Origin of the sequence: Sinorhizobium saheli (assembly GCF_001651875.1) — a bacterium.
Taxonomy (GTDB): domain Bacteria; phylum Pseudomonadota; class Alphaproteobacteria; order Rhizobiales; family Rhizobiaceae; genus Sinorhizobium; species Sinorhizobium saheli.
In genome coordinates this window covers 1-20157 of sequence record NZ_LNQB01000037.1, presented here as the reverse complement: position 1 = coordinate 20157, position 20157 = coordinate 1, and the positions used below count along the sequence as shown (strand labels likewise).

Sequence of the window (20157 nt, the reverse complement as noted above, 5' to 3'; positions counted from 1 at the left end):
GGCGCGCTGATCATCCCGGCCCATGCCGGAGAACGCGGCGACCAAAGCCGCCACCTACACCACTCCCTGGGACATGATCTTGCGACCTGAACCTCGCCGCGTATCAGAGAAGCAGAAGGGAGTGTGCATGGGAGCGCGGGACGTCGAGGCGTGGGAGACTGGGCCACTAAGCCAACAATGCGTACGAGTGAGGCAGCGGCCAAAGCGATGCGGCACGACGCTGCAGGCAGTTTTAGTGGAGCGCTGGTATGAGGCACCGGATTCGTTCGGGCAATGGTCAAGCGAACGCAATGGTCGCCGGAAGATGCGCGGGCAGTTTGTCAAATGGGACCAGGCCAAACTCCAGCTCGTCGTGCGCCGTATCGAGGACGTGAACAAATGGCTCATCGAAGCCCTGCGTGGCAGCACGCGATGTAGGTAACATTACAGCGCGATAGCCGCCAGAAACATGATGCCGCCCTCTACCCGCTGTCGGATGCTCTGAAGCTTAGCGAAGCCGTGCTTTCCGGCCGCGCCATGCGTAGCCTCGTTGAAAACGCGGAAGAGCTGCAAGATGTCATCGATATCTTTTTCCACGAAGCCAAGCATTTCGGGAGAATCCGCTCCCTTGCGTTTTAGGAGATAGCGGATTTTCGCACGACGGCTCGGTGTTCCGTTCGGAGTGCGGTCGTAGTTGCTGTCCGCCGCGATCACGTCGGCATTGTCAGCCCATTTTTCGAGGATTTCCGTGAAGATCTCTCGGACGCTGGTGCAAAAATGGCGGGCGGCGTCGGTATTCACTGGATTGAGGGCGTAAAGTGCACCTTTCCAACGGTCACAGAGGTCTTCCGAAAAGCCCGAAAGGTATTCGAGGATGCCGCTGTCATCCATCTGCTCCGGTGTCAATGGCGCTTCAGAGGTCAGCGCCTCTGCGACGTTCGCGCTGTTACTGGCTTCCTTCTCGGTGAGCTCCAGAAGGTCAGAAACCCCGGATGAATACTGTGCCGCCCGTTCGACACGCTCAAAGCTGTCATATACGTCGTAGGCGGAATTCCTCACCTCAACATAGCGGGTGGTGGTAGAGGTCTGGCTTTTGAGGGAGGCGATTTGCCGTGCCAGCGCCTGCCTGTTCTGACGAACCTTGGCGTTATGGGCATTGACGGCCTGATTGTACTTTCTCACGGCGGCTTCGTTTTTTTGGTTATGCTGCCGAACGGCCCGATTATAGTCGTTGACGACCTGCTGATTGTGCCGGTTGATCCGGTCGATTTCGCGGTTTACCTCGCGAACGTACTTCTCTTGAGCTTGGCGATTTGCTCGATTAACGCGGTCCACCTCGGCATTGTAGCGCCGTACCCAAGCATTGTACTGCTGCGGTGTCATTCGCCGCGTCATCAGCGCCCCCTAGCAAGAAATGCCTATTGATATGAATCTAGGAGGCGCGCGGGCGTCTTACAAGGGATGGTTGCTTAAGGCCCTGCGAATATCCAGAGCTATTCTGCGCACTGACCCTGACCGTAGATAAACACATGGCGGTAGATGTTGGCCACGTTTTCCCATCCGGTTTGCCACGGGAACTGTCGATGCGCGATGCGGTGGAATTCCCGCATGATAGTATCGCCGGTCAGCTTCTTGCTGTCTTCCTGCTCCACCGCCTTAAGCAGGTTCATCGTATCGGCAAACTCGCTGAATTCCGTCGTGTCGATGGGGCACTTCATGAAGTCCGGCACAACGTCTTTCTGCATGTTGAGCGTCAGGGTGATGATGCTCTCCATCTCCCACTTGTAGGCCATGTACTTGGATTCTATGTCCGTGGTCTCCGCCTCGACAGGATGCCGGATGAGCCCCTTCGCCTGGGCGACACGGTTGTTCTGGAGGGCATGGATTGTGCCATACCATCAGCAGAATGCGCCGGTCGTCCGTGTCTGACAGGCGGCGCAACAGGACTTCAATAGGCTTGGCCTTGGGGTGGTAGGCATGCATCGGGTTCTTTGGCATGGTCTTCGGCACCGCGGCGCGGATACGGGAGCCCCAACCGCGAACGGTTGGCACCCAATCACGGTGGTAAAATCCGTAATGAGAGGTCGAACGCAGGTAGATATCTTCAACATTCGCCAGAATACGGGTCATAATTTATGGACTAGCAGATTCTGTGATCATCTACCCACAGGCCAAAACGCGAGTGGTCACCGTCCTCGCTAACTAAGGGCTTTCTCAAACCTTGTGAATGGTGATACAAATCCTCGGATAATAGGTTCCATGATCTGAGTTTTCGTATCAATGTCTGGCTCCGTCACTCAACGTCAAATCGCCCGGACCGTGCTCATCGAGCGCGGAATAGCACGCCTGGCGGAGCTTCGGAACGCTGGTGTGACAGCGGCAACCATGAGCCGGATGGAACGGGATGGCGAGGTGCTGCGGCTTGCTCGCGGTCTCTATCAACTTCCCGATGCCGAGCTCGATGCCAACCATAGTCTGGCAGAGATCGCCAAGCGTGTTCCGAAAGCCGTTGTCTGCCTTGTTTCAGCTCTCGCATTCCACGGCCTGACCGATCAGCTGCCGAGACACGTGTGGCTTGCCATCGGCCGCAAAGACTGGGCGCCGAAACCAGATGGCACACCAATTCGCATCGTGCGTTTCACGGGAAGCCTGCTCCACGATGGGGTCGAAACGCATCTGGTCGAAGGCGTTCCTGTAAAGGTCTTTGGGATTGCCAAAACAATTGCCGATTGCTTCCGTTATCGCAGCAAGATCGGCCTTTCTGTGGCGATCGAGGGGCTTCAGGAAGCGCTGCGGCAGCGCAAGGCCACGCCCGGTGACATTGCCAACCAGGCCGAACGTGGTGGTGTCGGCACCGTGATCCGCCCCTATCTCGAGGCATTGACCGCCAATGGCTAAGGAGATCAGAAATGTTGGCGCCTCGGTGCGCGCCCGCCTGCTGCAACTCGCCAAGGCAAGCGGGCAAAGCTTCGATCTGGTTCTGACGCGTTTTGCCCTTGAGCGGTTACTATTCCGGATCAGCCAGTCACCCCATGGCGGTCGTTTCGTGCTGAAGGGCGCCATGCTGATGATGAGCTGGTTCGACGATCCGCATCGCGGCACGCGCGACCTTGACCTTCTGGGCTTTGGCAGCCCCGAACCGGACCCGATGCTGGAGACATTTCGGGAAATCCTGGCGCAAGAGGTTGACGATGGCGTCATGTTCGATGCCGACACCCTGCGGGTGGATCGCATCCGTGAGGAGCTGGAATATGGTGGGCTCCGGCTACGGGCGGTCGCTTCGATCAGCGGCGCCCGGATCAACCTGATGATCGACATCGGCTTTGGCGATGCGCTAGAGCCCGGGGCGGAGATGCTGGACTATCCTTCCATGCTGGATTTCCCGGCGCCACGACTCCGGGCCTATGCGCGGGAGACGGTCATCGCCGAGAAGTTCCAGGCGATGGTCATGCTCGGGCGTGTGAACAGCCGCATGAAGGACTTTTACGACATCTGGATTCTCAGCAGGTCCTTTGATTTCGATGATGACAGGCTGGCGCGTGCAATCGCCGCCACCTTCGAGCGCCGCGAAACGCCGATCCCGGAAGACCTACCGGATGCTTTGACGGATGCCTTTGCCAAGGACGAGCAAAAGCAACGGCAATGGCGCGCCTTTGTCGAAGGCGTTGCCCACAATCCGGGGGATCTGACGAATGTCATCGCGGAGATTGCCGTGTTCCTGATGCCGCATGCTATTGCTGCGGCGAAGCTGGGAAAATAACCAGCTTCGCGTCAGACCGTAGGACTGCGGAGCAACGACAAGTCGCTAAGTTGGCCGGCTATCGGCATAATGCGTCGTCATTTTATCCCCCTTATATCAGGGAGCGTTTGCTTTTATCCTGGTTTGTCAGACTCCGAAGCCTTCTCGTCATCTGGTATAAATAAAAACAACAAGATAGAGGCTGTAATTGAGGGCGATTTATATCATTGCCGAAAGCTGGCATCGTTCCCCCCAGTCGGCTGGGGCCGTCAAACTAACCACTAAGCGGCGGTCTCCCAGACCTGATTGAGAATCCGGGCCGCGAGTGCCGCCTTATCCTGCGGAAGGAAGCGCCCGTAGTGGTTGGCAACCATTTCCGGCGTGTCCTGGATGGCATAACTTGCCTGCTCGTAAGAGCCGGTCTGCTTCAGAATATGGGTTGCAAGCACGTCGCGGACGTTATGCGGCCCGTGCGGCAGCAGGCCCTTAATTGCGCCACGGCCAGTATAGGGATTGTAGATCCCATAGCGCTGGATCGCGAGGCGCCAAGCCTCGTAGAAGGTCGTCTGGTTATAGGCAGCATCCTTGCTGGTCGTCTTGACGGTCTTCACGAACAATGTGCCCGGATCCTCGGCGCCCGCGAGCAGCACGCCACGGTGACGCTCGATATAGGCGTTTAGATATTTATAGAGGTCCTGAAGGTGCGGCAGAACCAGCCGAAATGGCTTGGAGCCGAAGAACGAGGAGTTGGCATTCTTGAAAGCGTTGGATGGGATCAGCACCTCCCACCCCCGATCACGATCGCTCCATCGGATTTCCCCGCGTTTCATGTCTTCAAGCCGACGCTCCGATGTCGGGAAATGTCCGCGCGGGCAGACGAGCAATTGCCGCAAGTTCTTTTGACGAAGACCGAGATGAAGGCCAAGGCGTAACATCAGGAAGGACCGGACCGCTTCTGCCGCCGCTCGCGGATAACGATCCTCATCCGGCATGCGTTTGATGATCTCATCTGTGATCTTGCGGTACTCGGCGAGGGGACTCTCGGCTTCGAGAATGCACATGATCGGTTCGAAGGGATCGCGGTGAACGCGTGCCACCCGCTGAATCTCCTTGGAACGCTGTGTGGCGTGCTTGAAGCAGATATCGCAGGCCGCGTGCCAATCCCTTTGGGCGGAGGTAATCTCGGCGGCGTTAATTAAGCCGGGAATCGGTTTCACATTCTGGATGAGCTCCGGGTGTTGCCATATCCAGCCGGTGTCGGTCGCACCATGCTGAGAAGAACCTGCAGCATGTCTTCCTCCCACTTGGTATAAAAGCCGCGGCGCCTTTCCCGCCATTGCAGATACCAGTCCCATATCCCCGGGAAGACGAGGAGCCCAAAGCTCAGCTGGCTGAGCGGAACGCCAAATCCCTTCACGGCACTCTTTGGCGACGCGGCCAGAGCACCGAACATCAGGCCGAGATGCTCGATTTTCTGGGATGCAGTCTCTTCACCCCATACGCCGTTCCTTTGAAATCCGAGGGTCGTCAGCGTGGCCGTCTTGAAGCGGATCAGGTTTGCCATTTCCATGGCAAGACGGGGAGGAGCATCGACAACACCCGCAAGCAGATCCGGGTCCTCTATCGCTGCATGATCGCCTTCCACGTCCCAGCCGGAGTTGTCGGAGGTTGCGCGAGGCGAGAGGGCTCCCCCATAGGAGATGCCGGGGAAGCGAATGGCGTAGCGCTGTCTGGTCGCTGCTGCCTGGAAACGCCGGTAATCGGTCGAGCCAGAGATGATGACGCGGCGAACCCATTCGAGGATTTCTTCGCGCTTGGCAAAGGGAAGACTGTTGAAGTTGTCCGGCAGATGCCAGGCGAGTCGGCGTCGTTCGGCTGCGCTGATGTCGCTTCCAACGTCATGTCCGGAGGCTGACCGCGCCTGATGGGGTAACTTCCCCTTCAGGTATCCGTTAGGCAACCGATACCGGCGCTCAATGCGGGAGAGGATCTCGAAGCTATCGAGCGTGCGTGGAACCTTGGTCCCTTTCACCCAGCTCAACAGGGTCTTATGGTCGAAGCTCTCGTTGTCGCCGGCGACGGCACGATGCAGATGCCAATAGGAATCTCCATGCCGGCGCATATGATAGATCAGTGTCTGCTGGAAATCCGGCGGATCATCGGTCCAATCGAATAGCGGCGTCGGGAATTCTTCAATCGGTTTCGGCGCCACACCCGTCTTGGCTTTCGCGTGAGACGGCGCCTGTTCTCGGGGAGCAGATGAGGTTCTATTCCCTCGCGCAGATGGTGCCTGGCGCGCGTCATCCGGCGTGGGCCGATCATCGTCTATCGTTCGCTCCTTGTCGATCCAGCGTGCGATGGCTTCAAGGCCTGGCAGCAGGTTCTTCTTAAGTGCCGCCGTCAGCTCGTCTTCAAGGCCGCAGGCATCGCTGATCGATTGCCAGTCGATGCGGTTCATCCGCATCGGCGGGTGTCTGCGGTAGAGGATCAGGCTGGTCAGGTACGGCTTGATGTTGTCCAGTGTTCGCTTCGAGACGAGGGGGGTGATGCGGACGTTGCAGAATTCGGCAATTTTACGCTGAAAATGAACGGATGAAGCAGTCTGGTTTCTCATGACAGTTTTGGATTCGTATTTGTCGTCGGCACCATTGCCGGGGCGTGGCCAGCTAAGGCCAGTTGGTAAACGAACCCTAAATTTCCGATCGATTTCACCATGATGGATGAAGCCGCGATATGCTGGAACGGTGTGGCCGTGCTAAGCATCCGAAATGGGATTCGGGGTTTTCATTCATCGCTCAGATTCGATTTACGACGACAGCCCGGCGGAACAGTACCAGTTCCCGCGCCAGTATCTCGGCCGCGTGCAAGCCTGTGTCGGGGATTGGATCATCTACTACGAGCCGCGCAAGGTCGCAGCCACTCGCGGCTATTTTGCCGTCGCCAAGGTCGCTCAGGTCATTCCGGATTCGAGGGCCCCCGACATGTATCTGGCGCTCATAGAACCCGGCAGCTACCTTGATTTCATCAATCCCGTTCCGTTCAGTGGGCCGGACGGTGTCATAGAGCGAGGGGTTCTGAATGAAGAGGGCGGTATCTCCGGTAGAGCGCAAGCGGCAGTGCGCCCGATATCCGCGGCGGATTTCAATCGCATCGTGTCGATCGGCCTGGACGAGCATGAACCTGAACTGCCTCGGTTGGATGAGCCGGGAGTAACGCTTCCTGTCGACGGATTTGAAGACCGAGCTCAGGCGCCGTTCGTATTTGAGCAAGAGCGCGACAGGGTCACACAGCTTTCGTCGAGGATCGTTCGCAATCGGCTGTTTCGACGGCTCGTTTTGCGGGTCTACGACAAACGGTGCGCAATCACGGGCTTGAAGCTGATAAACGGTGGCGGACGTGCGGAAGTCGATGCTGCGCATATCCGCCCCGTGGAGGCAAACGGCCCCGATATTCTCGGCAATGGCATCGCCCTCTCGGGCACGGCGCACTGGATGTTCGACCGCGGGCTGATCAGCCTGTCGGATGAGCTCGAGATCCTGATTTCGCGGCAAGCAAACGATCCGGAAAGCATCCAAGGCCTGATCAACAAGACGGGAAGGGCGATCGTGCCGTCACGACCATTCGAGCGGCCACATCCTCATTTCCTCCAGTGGCATCGCGAGAATTGTTTTAAACAATAGGTAGTAATTGTCGGTGTTGGATGATCGCGAATATCTTCCACGGGCGTTGCGAAAGAATTTGGTTTAGCCGGAAGCCCTAACATAGCTTCGGCCGTTGTCAAAAGTCTCCACATCTCCGAGCCGGTTCAGCGACGCGAGAACGTCTTGTATCTCAGGACCGATCTGGCTGGATTCCCTGAATTCTTGGGCGATCTCGATTGCCGTCAGCGGCGACCGGTTCCGATTGAGCAAAGCAAGGACCTGGGCCGCTTGTACTTTTCTCTCGTCCGAGAACCGCGGCTTTGGTTTGGATGATCTCGCCGTCGCAAGTGATTGGATCCGGTCAGCACGATGAGCCAAAGGCCCCATCTTTTCGATCTGATATTCTGGGCGCAGCCAACGAATGAGTCCACGGCGCTCCTCCGTTGCGCGTTGAAGATTCAACTGAACGAGTTGTTCAAGGATTTCATCCTCGGCGAGTGTGGTGTCCCACCCATAGGCCTGCATTACCGCGTGGTCGATCTGCTCATGTAAATCTTTGAGAATGAGGACACGGGTTCTTCTATGGAGCTCTCGCTCTTTGGTGGAAAGAGGACCGCCCGAACGAGCCATTTCGAGCATGTTGTAGAGCCCGGTGAGCGTCAGATCGGGATTTTCCGTCAACACCAACTTTCGCGTGGCATCGAGCTCTTCTGCCAAGGCAGCGATTTTCGACCTGAAGGTCATTGTTGCATCAGGAAATGGGAATGGGTCGAAGCAGCGGGATTTCGAATAACGGGGATCATTCCCTACACCTTGGCGCCCGCCGGCACGAAGCGCCCAGAGCACGTGTGGGCGAGAAGATAGGATACCAAGATGGAAGGCGTCATCTGAAGCGATTGCCACCAACATGTTATCCGGCATCACCCCGGCGTCGAGAAATTGGAAGACTCGGTGCTTCGCAGTCTCAACTGTTGCAATGTATCGGTTGATATGGTCCAGCGCCGGTCGCAGTTCGGTCCTGGGTTTTCCGAATAGCCACCATCGTTCCAGGTATTCACGAGCATCCCGCGTCGCCGATTTTCGGAATGTCAGAGCGCGCTGTTCCCTGACGGTTTCATACAGATGTTGGTGGATTTCTGGGTAAGCCTGCCGCACGAAAGCTGCGTCAAGTCCGAAGAGATCAATTACCATGACATCTCTCGACCGTGCGGTCAGATCTCGACCGTTTCTGTATTCTCTGATGTGGCGTTCAAGACCAGGTCGAAGGCCTAAGCCAAGTTCCCGGGCTTTGGCTCGCGTAACGATGAAACCGTCACCGTGAAGCTTGACGCCCGGCGAGCACAGACCTGCGTTGGCTGATAGAGACGTTGCTTTCGTGACATCCGCGCCTATCGTCAGATCAGCATTGATCATCCCGCTTCTTTCATGGAAGACAATCTTCGGTTCGTCAGTGTCGAGATCTCCCTCACCGACAACTTGTCGCAACGTACCTTGGAGTTCCCCCGCCGCAGCAACGGTGATGGCGATGCGGACTGCAGCTGCATCCTTGGTCGCCTTGGTCCAGGGATGATCTGGAATGGCGAGCGATATGGATATAGGTGGTATTGCAGTCAGGTGCCGTTCTAGCACCCGGCGCTGAAACACCTGCGTGATCGAGTTGGTAGTTACGAAACCGAAGCGCCGAAGCCGTGTTCCCTCCTGAGTCAGCAGCTCGGCGGCACGATCCCACCAATACATAACGAAGTCTGCTGAAGGGTTGATACGCGGATTGGCCTCCCATAAGGCCTCAGCGTACCCGGTAGGAAGACGGCCACGAATATCTTTGCCGCCGATGAACGGCGGGTTCCCGACGATGAAATCGGCTACAGGCCAATCGGCTCGGGAAGCATTCGGAAACGTATAGATTTCATGGCCCTGCTGGTCGGACATTGGGCGACCCATCCTGTCCCGCTTCAAATGTCGATTTGGATAATCGGCCCAGGTTAGAAGTGCATCTTTTTCCTGCACATGGTCGGCACTGCCAATGACAGGTTCCGGTGGAACCGTTGTTCGTGTTCTCAGGTGCCATTGAATATAGCCGATCCACAGAACAAGTTCGGCGATTTCCACCGCACGTCCGTTCAGCTCCATTCCAAAAAACTGCTCTGGCTTCACTGATAGATTATCAACCCTGGCGATAGCTTCATCGCCGCCGATGTCGTGAAGCTGCTTCAGGACCTCGCCCTCGAGTTGCTTCATTCGCCGCAATGCGACATAGAGAAAATTGCCTGTGCCGCAGGCAGGATCCAACACGCGAACCGATGAAAGTTCCTTAAGAAAGTCTTCTATTTCGCGAATGGCGGCCGTTTTCATACCGGATCGCAATGCGCGCTCGGCAGCTGACTGATATCCAATCCAGTCTTGCATCAGGGGTTCGATAATAGTCGCGTTGACTACACGTTCGACATACGCCCGTGGAGTATAGTGCGCCCCGAGGCGCTTGCGCTCGTTTGCGTCCAGCGCCTGTTCAAACAACGTTCCGAAGATTGCAGGCTCGAGGTCGCACCAATCCGCGTCTGAGGCATCACGTAGCAGGTGAATCTCGTCTACCGTCAAAGGCAAGGCTGCAGCATTTTTGAAAAGTTTCCCGTTAAAACGCAACAAACGTTCGCCGATTCCGGGAGAGTAGCCGCCCTGGTCCATATGCTTCCAGAGGTCATCGATCTCAAAGGTAAAGCGCCGGGGATCATCAAGACAACGATCAAGGAGTTCGGTGAATCCTTTCTTTCGCAACAGCCCGACGTCTTCGACGAACATCGTAAATAGGCAGCGCATAAGGAAAATAGCTACGTTTCGAGGCTCGAAACCTCGGCCTTCGAGCGCTTTTGATATTGTGGCGAGGCGCCCGGCAATTTCCCGTGTAACTTTTGCAGTTTGTTGTGCTGGATCGAGAGTTAAGGGGGCTTCCCAAACAGCTCGGAGAAGATCTCGCTTTACTGGATCCTCGAGATCAGCAAGCTGAATTCGGAACGTCTTGGCGTCAGGAAACTGTGCATAGTGCCGTCCGTTGCCCGAGAAATCTGCATAGAGTTCGAGAACGCGGCCGACATCACATACGATGGGAAATGGCGGATAGGGATGATCCGCTGGCAAGGCTGCAGCATAGCGTTCTGCCTGCCGCCGCGCCTGAATCATCAAATGATCGATGGCGTTTAATTCTACTGCGTGAGTGCGTCCCGTAATGGAATTGAACAAATCTCCCTGCGAGATGCTCGCCGTCGCTTCGAATCCTGAGCGCTGGCGGCTCTGTTTCGCCTCAAGGATGAAATGCCCACGCTTATAAAGGTCGATCCGTCCAACTTCCGACCTCTCGTCCGCCATGCGTCGTTCGACGCGGCGTTCAAAGACATAATCGTTCATTTCATGAGAGGCGCTGGCGGGGTCGGGGTGAGCGACCCCCAGGACATCACAAAGCTCTGTCAGGAAAAGGGAATAGTTTGCTCGCTCTTGCCCGCCTTCTCGATCTGACCAGCGCGCAACGAATTCGGAAATACTTAAAGATATATTACCTTGTGTTCCCTTCATAGAACAATAGTGTGGAAAATACGTAAATTATTATTTAAAGACGAGCGAGTGGCGAGCTGTCCCACAGCTATGGCGTGTCATTCGCCAATGGACGCCACTGACCGGTGGCCGGCAAGCGGATGAGCGTCCTACAACAGCGAGAGGCGCGCCGCCGACCCGATGAACCAGGCACTTCTTTGCCAGCTGATAAATTGCGGCAGCTTAAGGATTTGGAATAGACCAAACGGTCAGTTGGAGTAGATTTAATCGCAATAGAAGCAGATGGCCGCAACAGGCATCGAAGGTGGACAAATCCTGAATGACGCCAGCAGGTTAAGCTGACGACGTTCAACGGGTCGACAGTTCGATTCCTGTCAAGACCTTCGCCCCTCTCGGTACATCGAGAGTGAATGTCTCGTTAATGGACAGGACGATATCTACCCTTTCGACGTGAGCCGGAATATACCAGTAGCCCGGCGAGTTGGAGCCCGCGTATATCCCGTCGCGCGGTTTTCAGGCTGACCTCCCAGATGGCCATTATCTCCTTTGCGCCGTAGCGGTCGCCGTCAACGATACGCTCAAGAAACCAGTGCTGACGTTCATTGAGATCCACGGGTTCAGGGTCATGTTCAGGGTCACGATCAGGGCCGTTTTCAGGGTCACTTTCCCGTACATCCTTTGCGAGCGCGCTGTAGGCCGCTTCTCCGGCAGCATAGGCTTCCCGCGCAGCGGCACGGACAGGACGATCACTTGCCGACGACAATGGATTGGAAGCCGGGCCCTCGATCAGCCCCAGAACAAAGGCGCGGATGACGGGGGAGGAGACCATAAGTCGTAAGAAAAACAATGTGTCCGGCGCATGTTGTGCCGACAGCCAGTGCTTCACCGTACGCTCGCTCGCGTTTGTCTGGTTCATCAGTTGTTTGATCGCTCGATGGGTGTCGCCGTGCTCCTTGCGCAACAGATCGGCAATGGTCTGGGCCAACATATCGCGCCCACCCAGAACGCCCTTCCACACCGGCAGCTTCCTGCCCGTTTTCGGCAACATCTTCCGCTCCTTCGTCAGCTAGACTTGCAATATCGCGGGAGGCGGCAGGGATGTTGTCGTGCGCTGTAGCGGTCAGTAGCCCGGACCGATCCGGCAGGAACGAGGAAAGAGCAAAGCGTGGCGAACCGGGAGACCTACGACAGAGAACTATCGTCAGCGCAGCCGGCGCGTGCTGTTCGCGCTGCCGAATACGTCCGCATGTCGACCGATCATCAGAAATATTCGACGGAAAACCAAGCCGACGCGATCCGCCAGTATGCGGAAGCTCGCGGAATCGAGATCGTGAGAACCTATGCCGATGCAGGAAAGAGTGGCCTCAAGATTGAGGGGCGTGACGCACTCCGCCAACTGATCGAGGATGTGCAGGCCGGCGGTACCGACTTCACCATCGTTCTTGTCTACGACGTCAGCCGATGGGGGCGGTTTCAGGATGCTGACGAAAGTGCCTATTACGAATATATTTGCCGGCGCGCCGGTATCGCAGTGCAATATTGCGCCGAGCAGTTCGAAAACGACGGCAGCCCGGTGTCGACGATCGTCAAGGGTGTGAAACGGGCGATGGCCGGCGAATACAGCCGCGAGCTATCGACGAAGGTGTTCGCGGGACAGGGGAGGCTGATCGAAAAGGGTTTTCGGCAGGGCGGGCCTGCTGGTTTCGGTCTGCGACGTACCCTCATTGATGAACACGGTGCCGTCAAAGCGGTTCTGCAGCGTGGCGAGCACAAGAGCATTCAGACCGATCGCGTCATTCTGACACCTGGGCCGGTCGAGGAAGTGAACCTGGTTCGCGAGGTCTACCGGGCCTTTGTCCACCACGGAAAGACCGAGAGTCAGATTGCACTGGATCTCAATGCCCGAGGTATCCTCACCGATCTTGGTCGCCCATGGACGAGGGGAACGGTCCATCAGGTCTTGATCAACGAGAAATATGCCGGCGACAATGTCTGGAACCGCCGCTCGTTCAAGCTGAAGAAGAAGCGTGTCCGGAACGATCCCGAGATGTGGATCAGGGCGGAGGGAGCATTCGAGCCTGTCGTCGCGCGAGAGCTTTTCGAGGCGGCGAGAACAATCATCAATGCGCGCTCGTTCCGCCTGAGCGATGAAGAGATGTTGCAGTCCTTGCGAGACCTCTTCCGGCAAAAGGGGTTGCTCTCCGGCATTGTCATTGATGAATGTGACGGCATGCCGTCCAGCAGCGCGTATAGTGCGCGCTTCGGGAGCCTGCTCAGAGCCTATCGCCTCGTTGGCTTCACCCCCGATCGGGATTACCGCTATGTCGAAATCAACCGGGAGCTCCGCAAGCTCCATCCCGATGTGGTAGGTGAGGTTCTGGAAAGATTGCGGGCCACCGGTAGCGATGCCTTACAGGATCTGCAAACCGATCGGGTGATCGTCAATCAGGAATTCACGCTGTCGGTGGTTGTTGCCCGTTGCCTTCAGACGTCGACAGGGCTTTTGCGCTGGAAGCTCCGCTTTGATACGTCTCTCGGTCCCGACATCACGATTGTCGTGCGCATGGATGCGGCTAATCGGGCGCCCTTCGATTACTATCTGTTCCCACGGATCGATGTTTTTTCCGAGAAGTTGCGGTTGTCGGAGGACAATGCTCTTCATCTCGATGCTTATCGTTTCGACGATCTGGAGCTTCTTTATGAAATCGCAACCCCCGTTCCCCTGCCGGAGGCCGCATGATGTCTGCCCTTCGTCCGAACCGGATCGAGATGATCCCGATTTCTCGAATTACGGTCCTGAACCCACGAGCCCGTAACAAGCGCCAACACCGCGACATCGTGAACAATATCGAAGCCATAGGCCTCAAACGTCCGATCACCGTGAGCCGGCACGAGGGCCCCGGTGGTCCGCGATATGATCTGGTGTGCGGCGAAGGGCGGCTGGAAGCATTCCAGATGCTTGGTCAGAACGAGATTCCGGCGGTTGTTATCGAGGCCGCCGAGGACAAATGCCTTGTGATGAGTCTCGTGGAAAATATCGCGCGACGCACGCCGCGGCCGATCGACTTGATGCGGGAGATCGGTGCCTTGCGAGCGCGTGGGTACACCGACGCGGCTATTGCCGAGAAGATTGGTGTCGGCTCGTCCTGGGTCAACATGATCGCGTCCCTTCTCGAAAGAGGCGAGGAACGGCTTGTCGCCGCTGTAGAGACAGGCCTCATCCCGATCACGCTGGCGATGGAGATCTCTCGGGCGGAAACGGAGGAGGCACAGAACCTGCTCCTCGACGCATACGAGGCCGGTCAGCTTCGGGGGAAGAAACTCGCCGCTGTCAGGCGGATGCTCGACATCCGCATGCGTGCGCAGGGCAAGGGTTTGCCGGCAGGGCGCCTTGGACGGAAGGGCAGCGGACGCCGGATGACGGCACATGACCTGATGCAGGTCTATCAACGCGAAGCAGAAAAGCAGCGACTGCTGGTCAAGAAGTCGGATTTCACGCAGACGCGGCTTCTGTTTATCGTTGAGGCATTGAAGGATCTGCTCGCGGATGAAGGGTTCCTCAACTTGCTGCGCGCCGAGGGACTGGCGACCATGCCGAGGGCGCTCGTGGCGCGAATCTCAGGAGGCCGCGATGAATGATGGGCCGGGCAACAGCAGCGACGGGGATGGGCGAATTCACCTCGCTTTCGACCGCGACATAAGAGTCATTCCCATTTCCGCGATCGTTCCCCTTAAATCGCTCCCGGACGGCGCTCGCGAAAGCAGGAAGTTCGCGCAGGTTCTAAGCTCGATCAAGGCGATCGGCCTGGTTGAGGCGCCCGTCGTTATCGCGAACACGCAGAATGCCGGGACCTGGTTTCTGCTCGATGGACATCTACGGCTGGAAGCACTTAAGCAACTCGGCATGGTGGAGGTCGAGTGCCTGATCGCCACCGACGACGACACCTATACCTATAACAAGCGGGTCAACCGGCTGGCGCCGATCCAGGAGCACAGGATGATAGCGCGCGCCATCGAACGCGGCGTTTCCTCTGCGGACATAGCCGATGCGTTGGGCCTCCAGGTGGAGTCGGTAATTCGCCGCTTTCGGCTGCTGGAGGGGATCAGTCCCGAAGCGGCCGAGATGCTGAAGGATACGCCGTGCTCGATGAAGGTGTTCGATGTCTTGCGGCAAATGTCCGCCGTTCGGCAGATCGAAGCGGCGGATTTGATGATAGGTCAGCACAATTTTACCGTCATGTTCGCCCGAGCGATCCGCGCTGCCACCCCCGACAGCCAACTGGTAACGGCCAAGAAAGTGACGGGCGCGGCTGCAGGCACTCCATCAGGTCAGCAGATTGCCCGTATGGAACGGGAACTGGCAGCACTGCAGACGCAAGTGAAGAGCGTCGAGGAAACCTATGGCATCGACAATCTGCACCTCACCGTAGCGCGCGGATATGTCGCCAAGCTACTTGCGAACGGTCGGATCAGCCGTTGGCTCGCGCATCATCGCCAGGAATATCTCGGGGAATTTCAAAAGATAGCCGAAATCGAGGCGATCGGCCCTCAGTCCGAGGCTACGGAGCCATAGGATGAGAAACACGAGGAGGCGGAATACGGCATGTAAAGGCCAGTATGCAAAAATGTATTTTCTGGGAAGTATGACGTTTCAGTTTTTATGCAGGCAAGCGCGTGTGGTCACAGTATGGATACTGATTGCATCCGAGAAACCGGCTGTTGTTGCGACCTTTCCGTTCCACCAGATGACCCAAGCGGCATGCCGGACATTGATGTAGCGTGTCACCATCAATGGTTTCGAAACGCAGGTTTTCGCCGGCGATCTCTGAGAGTTCCCGGATGTATCTGGAAGGCTCACGGCTATTCGTGACCAGGAACACGCCGCGGCTCGCGCGGGTCAACGCGACATAGAATAGCCGACGCTCCTCGGCGAATTCGAAGGTTTCCGGCCGTGGCATGACGAGATTGAGCAGTTCGTCGTCTTCGATCCGGCTTGGCACCCCATAATCGCCTTCGCTGACATCGAGCAGGATTGTGTAGTCGGCTTCGAGTCCTTTGGCGCGATGAAATGACAGTCCCGAAACCTCGATATGCTCGAATTTTGGCGGCGCGCCCCTGAACGGATCGAGCTGGTTATAGCGCCACAGCACCATCGCCTTGAGCTTTTTGCGTTCATCGCGCCGCCACTGCCCCGAAATTCCACCCAGGAATGAATCGAGGCGCTTCAGTAGTTGGTGACACGCCTTGCCGAAATCCGGCCTGCCTCCCTCACCGTCGATCGGGATGACCCGGATCGATCGGGGGATGGCCGGTCGTGTCGACCGTACCGACTTCCTCAGCTGGGCGGAGTTCCGCTGCACGAAGCTGGCGGCGGTCTCGGCGATCAGCTGGTTGCAGCGATAGGTCTGCTCCAGACGCCCTTGCCAGTTTGCCCCAAAATTCGCTTGGAACTGTGTGAAGATCGTTATGTCCGATCCGGTAAAGCGATAGATGGACTGCCAGTCATCGCCAACGGCAAAGATCTTGGTGAACGGCTTCTGATACTTCAGCGCCTTGATCAGTTTTGCGCGCGGCTCCGAAATATCCTGGAACTCGTCGACGAGGATCAGGGAATAGGGGCTCTCATACCGTCCGGTCTCCACAAGTTGCGTTGCATTGGCGATCATCGAGTCGAAGTCGATGCGATTGCTTTCTTCGAGATTGCGGGAATAGATCTCGGTGATCTTCCAGACGACCTGCGCAAACTCCCTGGCGCGGGTCCGGTCGTGGAGCGATTTGGCCCGCTCAAGCAGCATGTCCAGAGTGAGGTGGCTGGCGCGGATGTGTTTGATGCAGACCGCAATCAGCTTGTGATAGTGCTTGATGACAACAGGCTCGAGGGCTTTGACGATCGCCGTGTAGCTTTTTCGTTCGAACGGAATGCGCCGTTTTGCAAGCTCTGCCTCGAGTTCCGCAATCAGCGTTCCATTATTCGCCTGCGCCGAGGTGGTTTGAAAGACGTCCATCCCGGCCTTTCGGTAGGCGGCCAGCTTGTTTTCGGCATGGGTGACATAGTCTGTGAAGGGTGACGAGCCATCGGCATTGATAGCCAGGTGCTCGTGGATCGTCTTGCTGGCGGGATAATAGAAGTCCGGATGAACGTACCGGATGTGCCCGTTTTTCTCTTCGATCGGAATCTGGTGTTCGTAGTCGAACTCGACGGAATGCAGCCAAAGCCAGTTCGTGATTGTCTGCTCCTGGAGCGACTTCACATAGATGCCGGCCATCGTGCCAATGGTCGCACTGCCGCTCCGGCGGCGCACCGACAGGTAGCGCTCGTAGTCTTCCTTGGAACCGAACACCTGGGCCGGGATATCCGCCTTGGGATGAAGGACGAGGAGGTTGACCCAGAGTTCTGCGAATTCCGGATCCGAGTGCAGCAGTTCCTCAATGATCCGTTCGAGAATCTTCGCTTCGCCGGCGGGGTGCTCAACCCAATCGGCAAGCTGCGGCGGCCGACCTTCGACCTCTTCGATAATGCCGCGACCGAGCGCATGAAACGTGGTCACTTTGCATTCCGGATTTCCCGGATCGATCGCGAGCTGCCTGCGTATCCGTTCTTTCAGCTCGTCGGCGGCGCTCTTGTTGAAGGCGAGCACGAGAATCTCTTCGGGCCGGTAGAGCTGCTTGTCGAGGACATAGGCGACCTTGCCGACCATCGTGGCGGATTTTCCCGATCCGGCTGAGGCGACCAAGAGATTGTTGTCCTCCAGGCGAATGCATGCCTCACGTTGTTGGTCGGACAGTGATCGGCCATCCAGATTGTCGAAGAACGAGCGATATCTCGACAGCTCTGCCGAAACGAACGCGTCATTGTATCTATGACGCACATCCGGATCGGTGATGAAGGCGACGGACGGGGGGAGTGCTGCTTTCAGCGCGGCCGGCATCAGTTCCAGATCGAACAGAGGATGCGAGAGCGCTGCGGCGGCGTCACTGGTTACGCCCGCAATGACCCGGCCGAGGTCGGCTTGGGCCAGATATTGTCGGTTACCCTCAATGATCGCCCGCAGTTTGGTATCGACCTCGCTCAATCGACTGATGTCTGCGCCGATCAATGCGAAGAGGTGGTTGTTGATGAAGCTGTGAAGATCGGCCGCCAACCGTGTGGCGGCTCCTTCTCCAAGGCAGGACAGGTTATCGATCCGGTCGCGCGACCGGACTTCGACGATGTGCCACAGCAATGCCTTGCTGACGGAAATGGCGACGACATCCAGACAAGGAAGTTTAACAGCGTCGCCGACTTCAAGACGTATGGATGCGGGCGAGGACGCGGTCAGCGTCATCTTCCATTTTCCTTGAGGAAGGAACCGTGCAAAAAATCCAGGCCGGTATGTTCGAACGCGATCAGACATCAGGCTCACGCACTACCAGCAAATTCAGTCCGGCAGCCATGCGCAATCGACCCATTCCCGTTCGTAGCGCTTTGCAAAATTCCGCATCTCCCGCGCATTGGCTTCGGGTGTCAGGCAAGCGCGGGCGCAGGTCGTGACCACGTCGCGATAAAAGTCCGGCGAAACCGACCGGATGCCCTCGTAGTTCATGATCAGGTCGGGGAGGCGTTCCGTAATCGCCTCGCCACGGGGCGCCATGACAAGGGTCGGCGGTGTCCCAAACGCATTGATCAAGACGTATCTCCAGCTCGGGTCGGCCTGTCCCTGGGCGGGAACGAGTTCGCAAGGACAGGCATCACCGCCGCCGGAAATCTCCTGATAGATTGCTTCGATTGCTTGGGCTTTCCTCGCGATCAGAACGTAAGGCCCCGCAGGCGTGTAGCCGCCCATCCGTTCGTCGTAATCGATGCCCAATAGGCGTTCGAGGTCGAAGCGCGCCGACCGGTCGAGGGTGGAACGCTCCGAGATGAACCACTGGAGCTGGCGCAGGGTGATTCCAGCGGCCGCAGCGATCTCCTTCGGCGGATTGGGCCAGCAGGCGACCAGGTTCTTGGCGATTTCCACCACGTTGTCATACTCGTCGTAGGCCGGGATGTCGTTATCGTCATCGACGTCTTCCGATGGGTCCTCTCCCGAATACAGCCACATCCTGCCGGTAAATCCGTCGTGTTTGAAATAGCGCGGCCGATGGGTGGGAGTGAGGTTTCCCAGGATGACAGCCATGGGCCGGCTTCCCACTCCACGTTATCGGGAAGAATGTCTGCCGGGGGTCGCATCGGCAGTTCCAGCCACCGCTCGATGTTGTCCTCGAGTTTTCGATTGCCAAGCCCGCGAGGACCGCCGCCTGCCCGCCAATCGTGATCGTCATGTGCATCACGACAAAGGGCTTCGACGGACGTGGCCACAGACAGATCGACCGGATTATGCCTTTTCGATAGCCACAGGGAGGCATCGTGAGCCGAGCGTAATGATGCCGGAGCCGCTTTGTCCTTCGGGTCGGCAACCTCAAGCCGGATGCCGATCTTAGCAATATCCGCCGCCAATGATGGGTCGGCCCGTTCCACGTAGCGGTTCACACGCAAAACATCTGGCAAGCCGCGCAAACCCTCGGCGTTTCCCCATGCCGTCAGCAGCACTTCGCGGAACGATTTGCGGTTCTCCATCGTGGAGAACGTCAACCAGCGGATTGGTAGGCCGGCAACAGTGAGCCCGTAAAGTACGATGGGGCACAGCCCATACCGTTTAGCGTCCGTCAGTCGTATCGGATCGCGGACCGCCACAATGCCGTGTTGAGGGTGGTGGAACAGGAATTTCGCGGTTGAGACATAAAAATGATGTTCTCGGATCGGCTGTTGCGGCTGATTGTTCATGGCTGTTCTCAAAATCGTCAAATCATTGTTCGGCATCCTACGATTTCGACGTCAGTGCCCAAAGTAGTTCTTTGCTTTGAATAGTGCTTGTCCGCAGTTCCTCCACCGCAGGCTCCGTGCGATGTGCACCGATGGGGCGTCGCTGGTCTCAACCAGGAAATACTGGGCGCCTCCGAGGGCTTGCGGCTACCCCCGCGAGGCTCCATCGTGGCAGTTGAAGGCGTTTGAAGACAAGCTCGACGCGATCATCTGCGCGTGGGCCGGCATTTGTGTTTTCGAAGGTACCGCCGTTCCGTTTGGTGACGACACTTCGGCGATCTGGATCCCACGGTCAGAGTTTCTCGCATCCCAGCGTGGGAAATCATAATCGGATTGAACCGCGCCGGGTTTGCCGGAGGCCGGTTGGTTTAAGTTATGCGGCCATGGCTGGCTCGTCCAGCATGGCGTAATAC

The 20157-nt window shown here is 57.3% G+C and carries 14 protein-coding genes and 1 pseudogene; 7 read left to right on the top strand and 8 right to left on the bottom strand.

Translation table 11 applies throughout. The features are described 5' to 3' along the window. Positions 1-235: 235 nt before the first annotated feature. Entirely contained in the window at positions 236-421 is a 186-nt protein-coding gene (locus tag ATB98_RS28525) for a hypothetical protein (protein ID WP_153435809.1), read from the top strand. A 2-nt stretch (positions 422-423) separates the two neighbouring features. Here ATB98_RS28525 and ATB98_RS01110 read toward each other — a convergent pair whose 3' ends face one another. After that, complete coding sequence (locus ATB98_RS01110) at positions 424-1374, bottom strand: pPIWI-associating nuclease domain-containing protein (RefSeq protein ID WP_066868012.1); 951 nt, start codon at positions 1372-1374, stop codon at positions 424-426. A 98-nt stretch (positions 1375-1472) separates the two neighbouring features. Continuing rightward, positions 1473-1772 (bottom strand): hypothetical protein, encoded by a 300-nt coding sequence (locus ATB98_RS01105; protein WP_066868009.1) that lies wholly within the window; start codon positions 1770-1772, stop codon positions 1473-1475. Between the two features lie 487 nt (positions 1773-2259). On the opposite strand from ATB98_RS01105, the gene ATB98_RS01100 reads away from it, so the two are divergent. Further along, positions 2260-2877 carry a type IV toxin-antitoxin system AbiEi family antitoxin domain-containing protein gene (locus ATB98_RS01100; protein ID WP_084435184.1) on the top strand — a complete coding sequence of 206 codons (618 nt, stop codon included), beginning with the start codon at positions 2260-2262 and terminating at the stop codon, positions 2875-2877. After that, positions 2870-3739: a nucleotidyl transferase AbiEii/AbiGii toxin family protein gene (locus tag ATB98_RS01095; protein WP_066868004.1), complete on the top strand. Its 870-nt coding sequence runs from the start codon at positions 2870-2872 to the stop codon at positions 3737-3739. The genes ATB98_RS01100 and ATB98_RS01095 overlap by 8 nt, the downstream gene beginning before the upstream one ends. Positions 3740-3999: 260 nt before the next feature. Here ATB98_RS01095 and ATB98_RS29350 read toward each other — a convergent pair. Then, positions 4000-6332: pseudogene (locus tag ATB98_RS29350) on the bottom strand (hypothetical protein). Between the two features lie 154 nt (positions 6333-6486). Here ATB98_RS29350 and ATB98_RS01085 point away from each other — a divergent pair. Then, a complete protein-coding gene (locus tag ATB98_RS01085; protein ID WP_066868002.1) occupies positions 6487-7398 on the top strand; it encodes an HNH endonuclease in 912 nt (303 codons plus the stop codon). A gap of 63 nt (positions 7399-7461) precedes the next feature. Here the strand turns inward: ATB98_RS01085 and ATB98_RS01080 are convergent, their stop codons facing one another. Both ATB98_RS01080 and ATB98_RS01075 read right to left on the bottom strand, forming a co-directional pair. Next, a complete protein-coding gene (locus ATB98_RS01080; protein WP_066867999.1) occupies positions 7462-10923 on the bottom strand; it encodes a class I SAM-dependent DNA methyltransferase in 3462 nt (1153 codons plus the stop codon). Positions 10924-11320: 397 nt separating this feature from the next. Then, on the bottom strand, positions 11321-11950 hold the full coding sequence (locus ATB98_RS01075; protein ID WP_066867996.1) for a hypothetical protein: 630 nt from the start codon (positions 11948-11950) through the stop codon (positions 11321-11323). Positions 11951-12067: 117 nt separating this feature from the next. Here ATB98_RS01075 and ATB98_RS01070 point away from each other — a divergent pair, with 117 nt between their 5' ends. From ATB98_RS01070 to ATB98_RS01060, 3 genes are read left to right on the top strand one after another with little or no spacing between them, the layout of a single operon-like run. Further along, the gene (locus ATB98_RS01070; protein WP_268801764.1) at positions 12068-13642 is read left to right on the top strand and encodes a recombinase family protein; all 1575 of its coding nucleotides are present in this window, start codon (positions 12068-12070) and stop codon (positions 13640-13642) included. After that, the gene (locus ATB98_RS01065) at positions 13642-14541 is read left to right on the top strand and encodes a plasmid partitioning protein RepB C-terminal domain-containing protein (protein WP_066868017.1); all 900 of its coding nucleotides are present in this window, start codon (positions 13642-13644) and stop codon (positions 14539-14541) included. Before ATB98_RS01070 ends, ATB98_RS01065 begins: the two co-directional genes overlap by 1 nt. Continuing rightward, entirely contained in the window at positions 14534-15475 is a 942-nt protein-coding gene (locus ATB98_RS01060; RefSeq protein WP_066867990.1) for a plasmid partitioning protein RepB C-terminal domain-containing protein, read from the top strand. The genes ATB98_RS01065 and ATB98_RS01060 overlap by 8 nt, the downstream gene beginning before the upstream one ends. Before the next feature lie 85 nt (positions 15476-15560). On the opposite strand, the gene ATB98_RS01055 is transcribed toward ATB98_RS01060, so the two are convergent. The 3 genes from ATB98_RS01055 to ATB98_RS29725 all read right to left on the bottom strand — a co-directional run. Next, complete coding sequence (locus ATB98_RS01055) at positions 15561-18227, bottom strand: UvrD-helicase domain-containing protein (protein WP_268801763.1); 2667 nt, start codon at positions 18225-18227, stop codon at positions 15561-15563. Positions 18228-18320: 93 nt separating this feature from the next. Further along, positions 18321-19058 carry a hypothetical protein gene (locus tag ATB98_RS29840; protein ID WP_234781836.1) on the bottom strand — a complete coding sequence of 246 codons (738 nt, stop codon included), beginning with the start codon at positions 19056-19058 and terminating at the stop codon, positions 18321-18323. An 833-nt stretch (positions 19059-19891) separates the two neighbouring features. Then, a partial coding sequence (locus ATB98_RS29725) for a hypothetical protein (RefSeq protein WP_210178130.1) occupies positions 19892-20157 on the bottom strand: 266 nt, incomplete at its 5' end.

Bases quoted from the DNA above. Each gene is read 5' to 3' on its own strand.
- ATB98_RS01110 (WP_066868012.1), bottom strand. From the start codon at position 1,374: ATGACGCGGCGAATGACACCGCAGCAGTACAATGCTTGGGTACGGCGC.
- ATB98_RS01105 (WP_066868009.1), bottom strand. From the start codon at position 1,772: ATGGCCTACAAGTGGGAGATGGAGAGCATCATCACCCTGACGCTCAAC.
- ATB98_RS01100 (WP_084435184.1), top strand. From the start codon at position 2,260: ATGTCTGGCTCCGTCACTCAACGTCAAATCGCCCGGACCGTGCTCATC.
- ATB98_RS01095 (WP_066868004.1), top strand. From the start codon at position 2,870: ATGGCTAAGGAGATCAGAAATGTTGGCGCCTCGGTGCGCGCCCGCCTG.
- ATB98_RS01085 (WP_066868002.1), top strand. From the start codon at position 6,487: ATGGGATTCGGGGTTTTCATTCATCGCTCAGATTCGATTTACGACGAC.
- ATB98_RS01080 (WP_066867999.1), bottom strand. From the start codon at position 10,923: ATGAAGGGAACACAAGGTAATATATCTTTAAGTATTTCCGAATTCGTT.
- ATB98_RS01075 (WP_066867996.1), bottom strand. From the start codon at position 11,950: ATGTTGCCGAAAACGGGCAGGAAGCTGCCGGTGTGGAAGGGCGTTCTG.
- ATB98_RS01065 (WP_066868017.1), top strand. From the start codon at position 13,642: ATGTCTGCCCTTCGTCCGAACCGGATCGAGATGATCCCGATTTCTCGA.
- ATB98_RS01060 (WP_066867990.1), top strand. From the start codon at position 14,534: ATGAATGATGGGCCGGGCAACAGCAGCGACGGGGATGGGCGAATTCAC.
- ATB98_RS01055 (WP_268801763.1), bottom strand. From the start codon at position 18,227: ATGACGCTGACCGCGTCCTCGCCCGCATCCATACGTCTTGAAGTCGGC.
- ATB98_RS29840 (WP_234781836.1), bottom strand. From the start codon at position 19,058: ATGGCTGTCATCCTGGGAAACCTCACTCCCACCCATCGGCCGCGCTAT.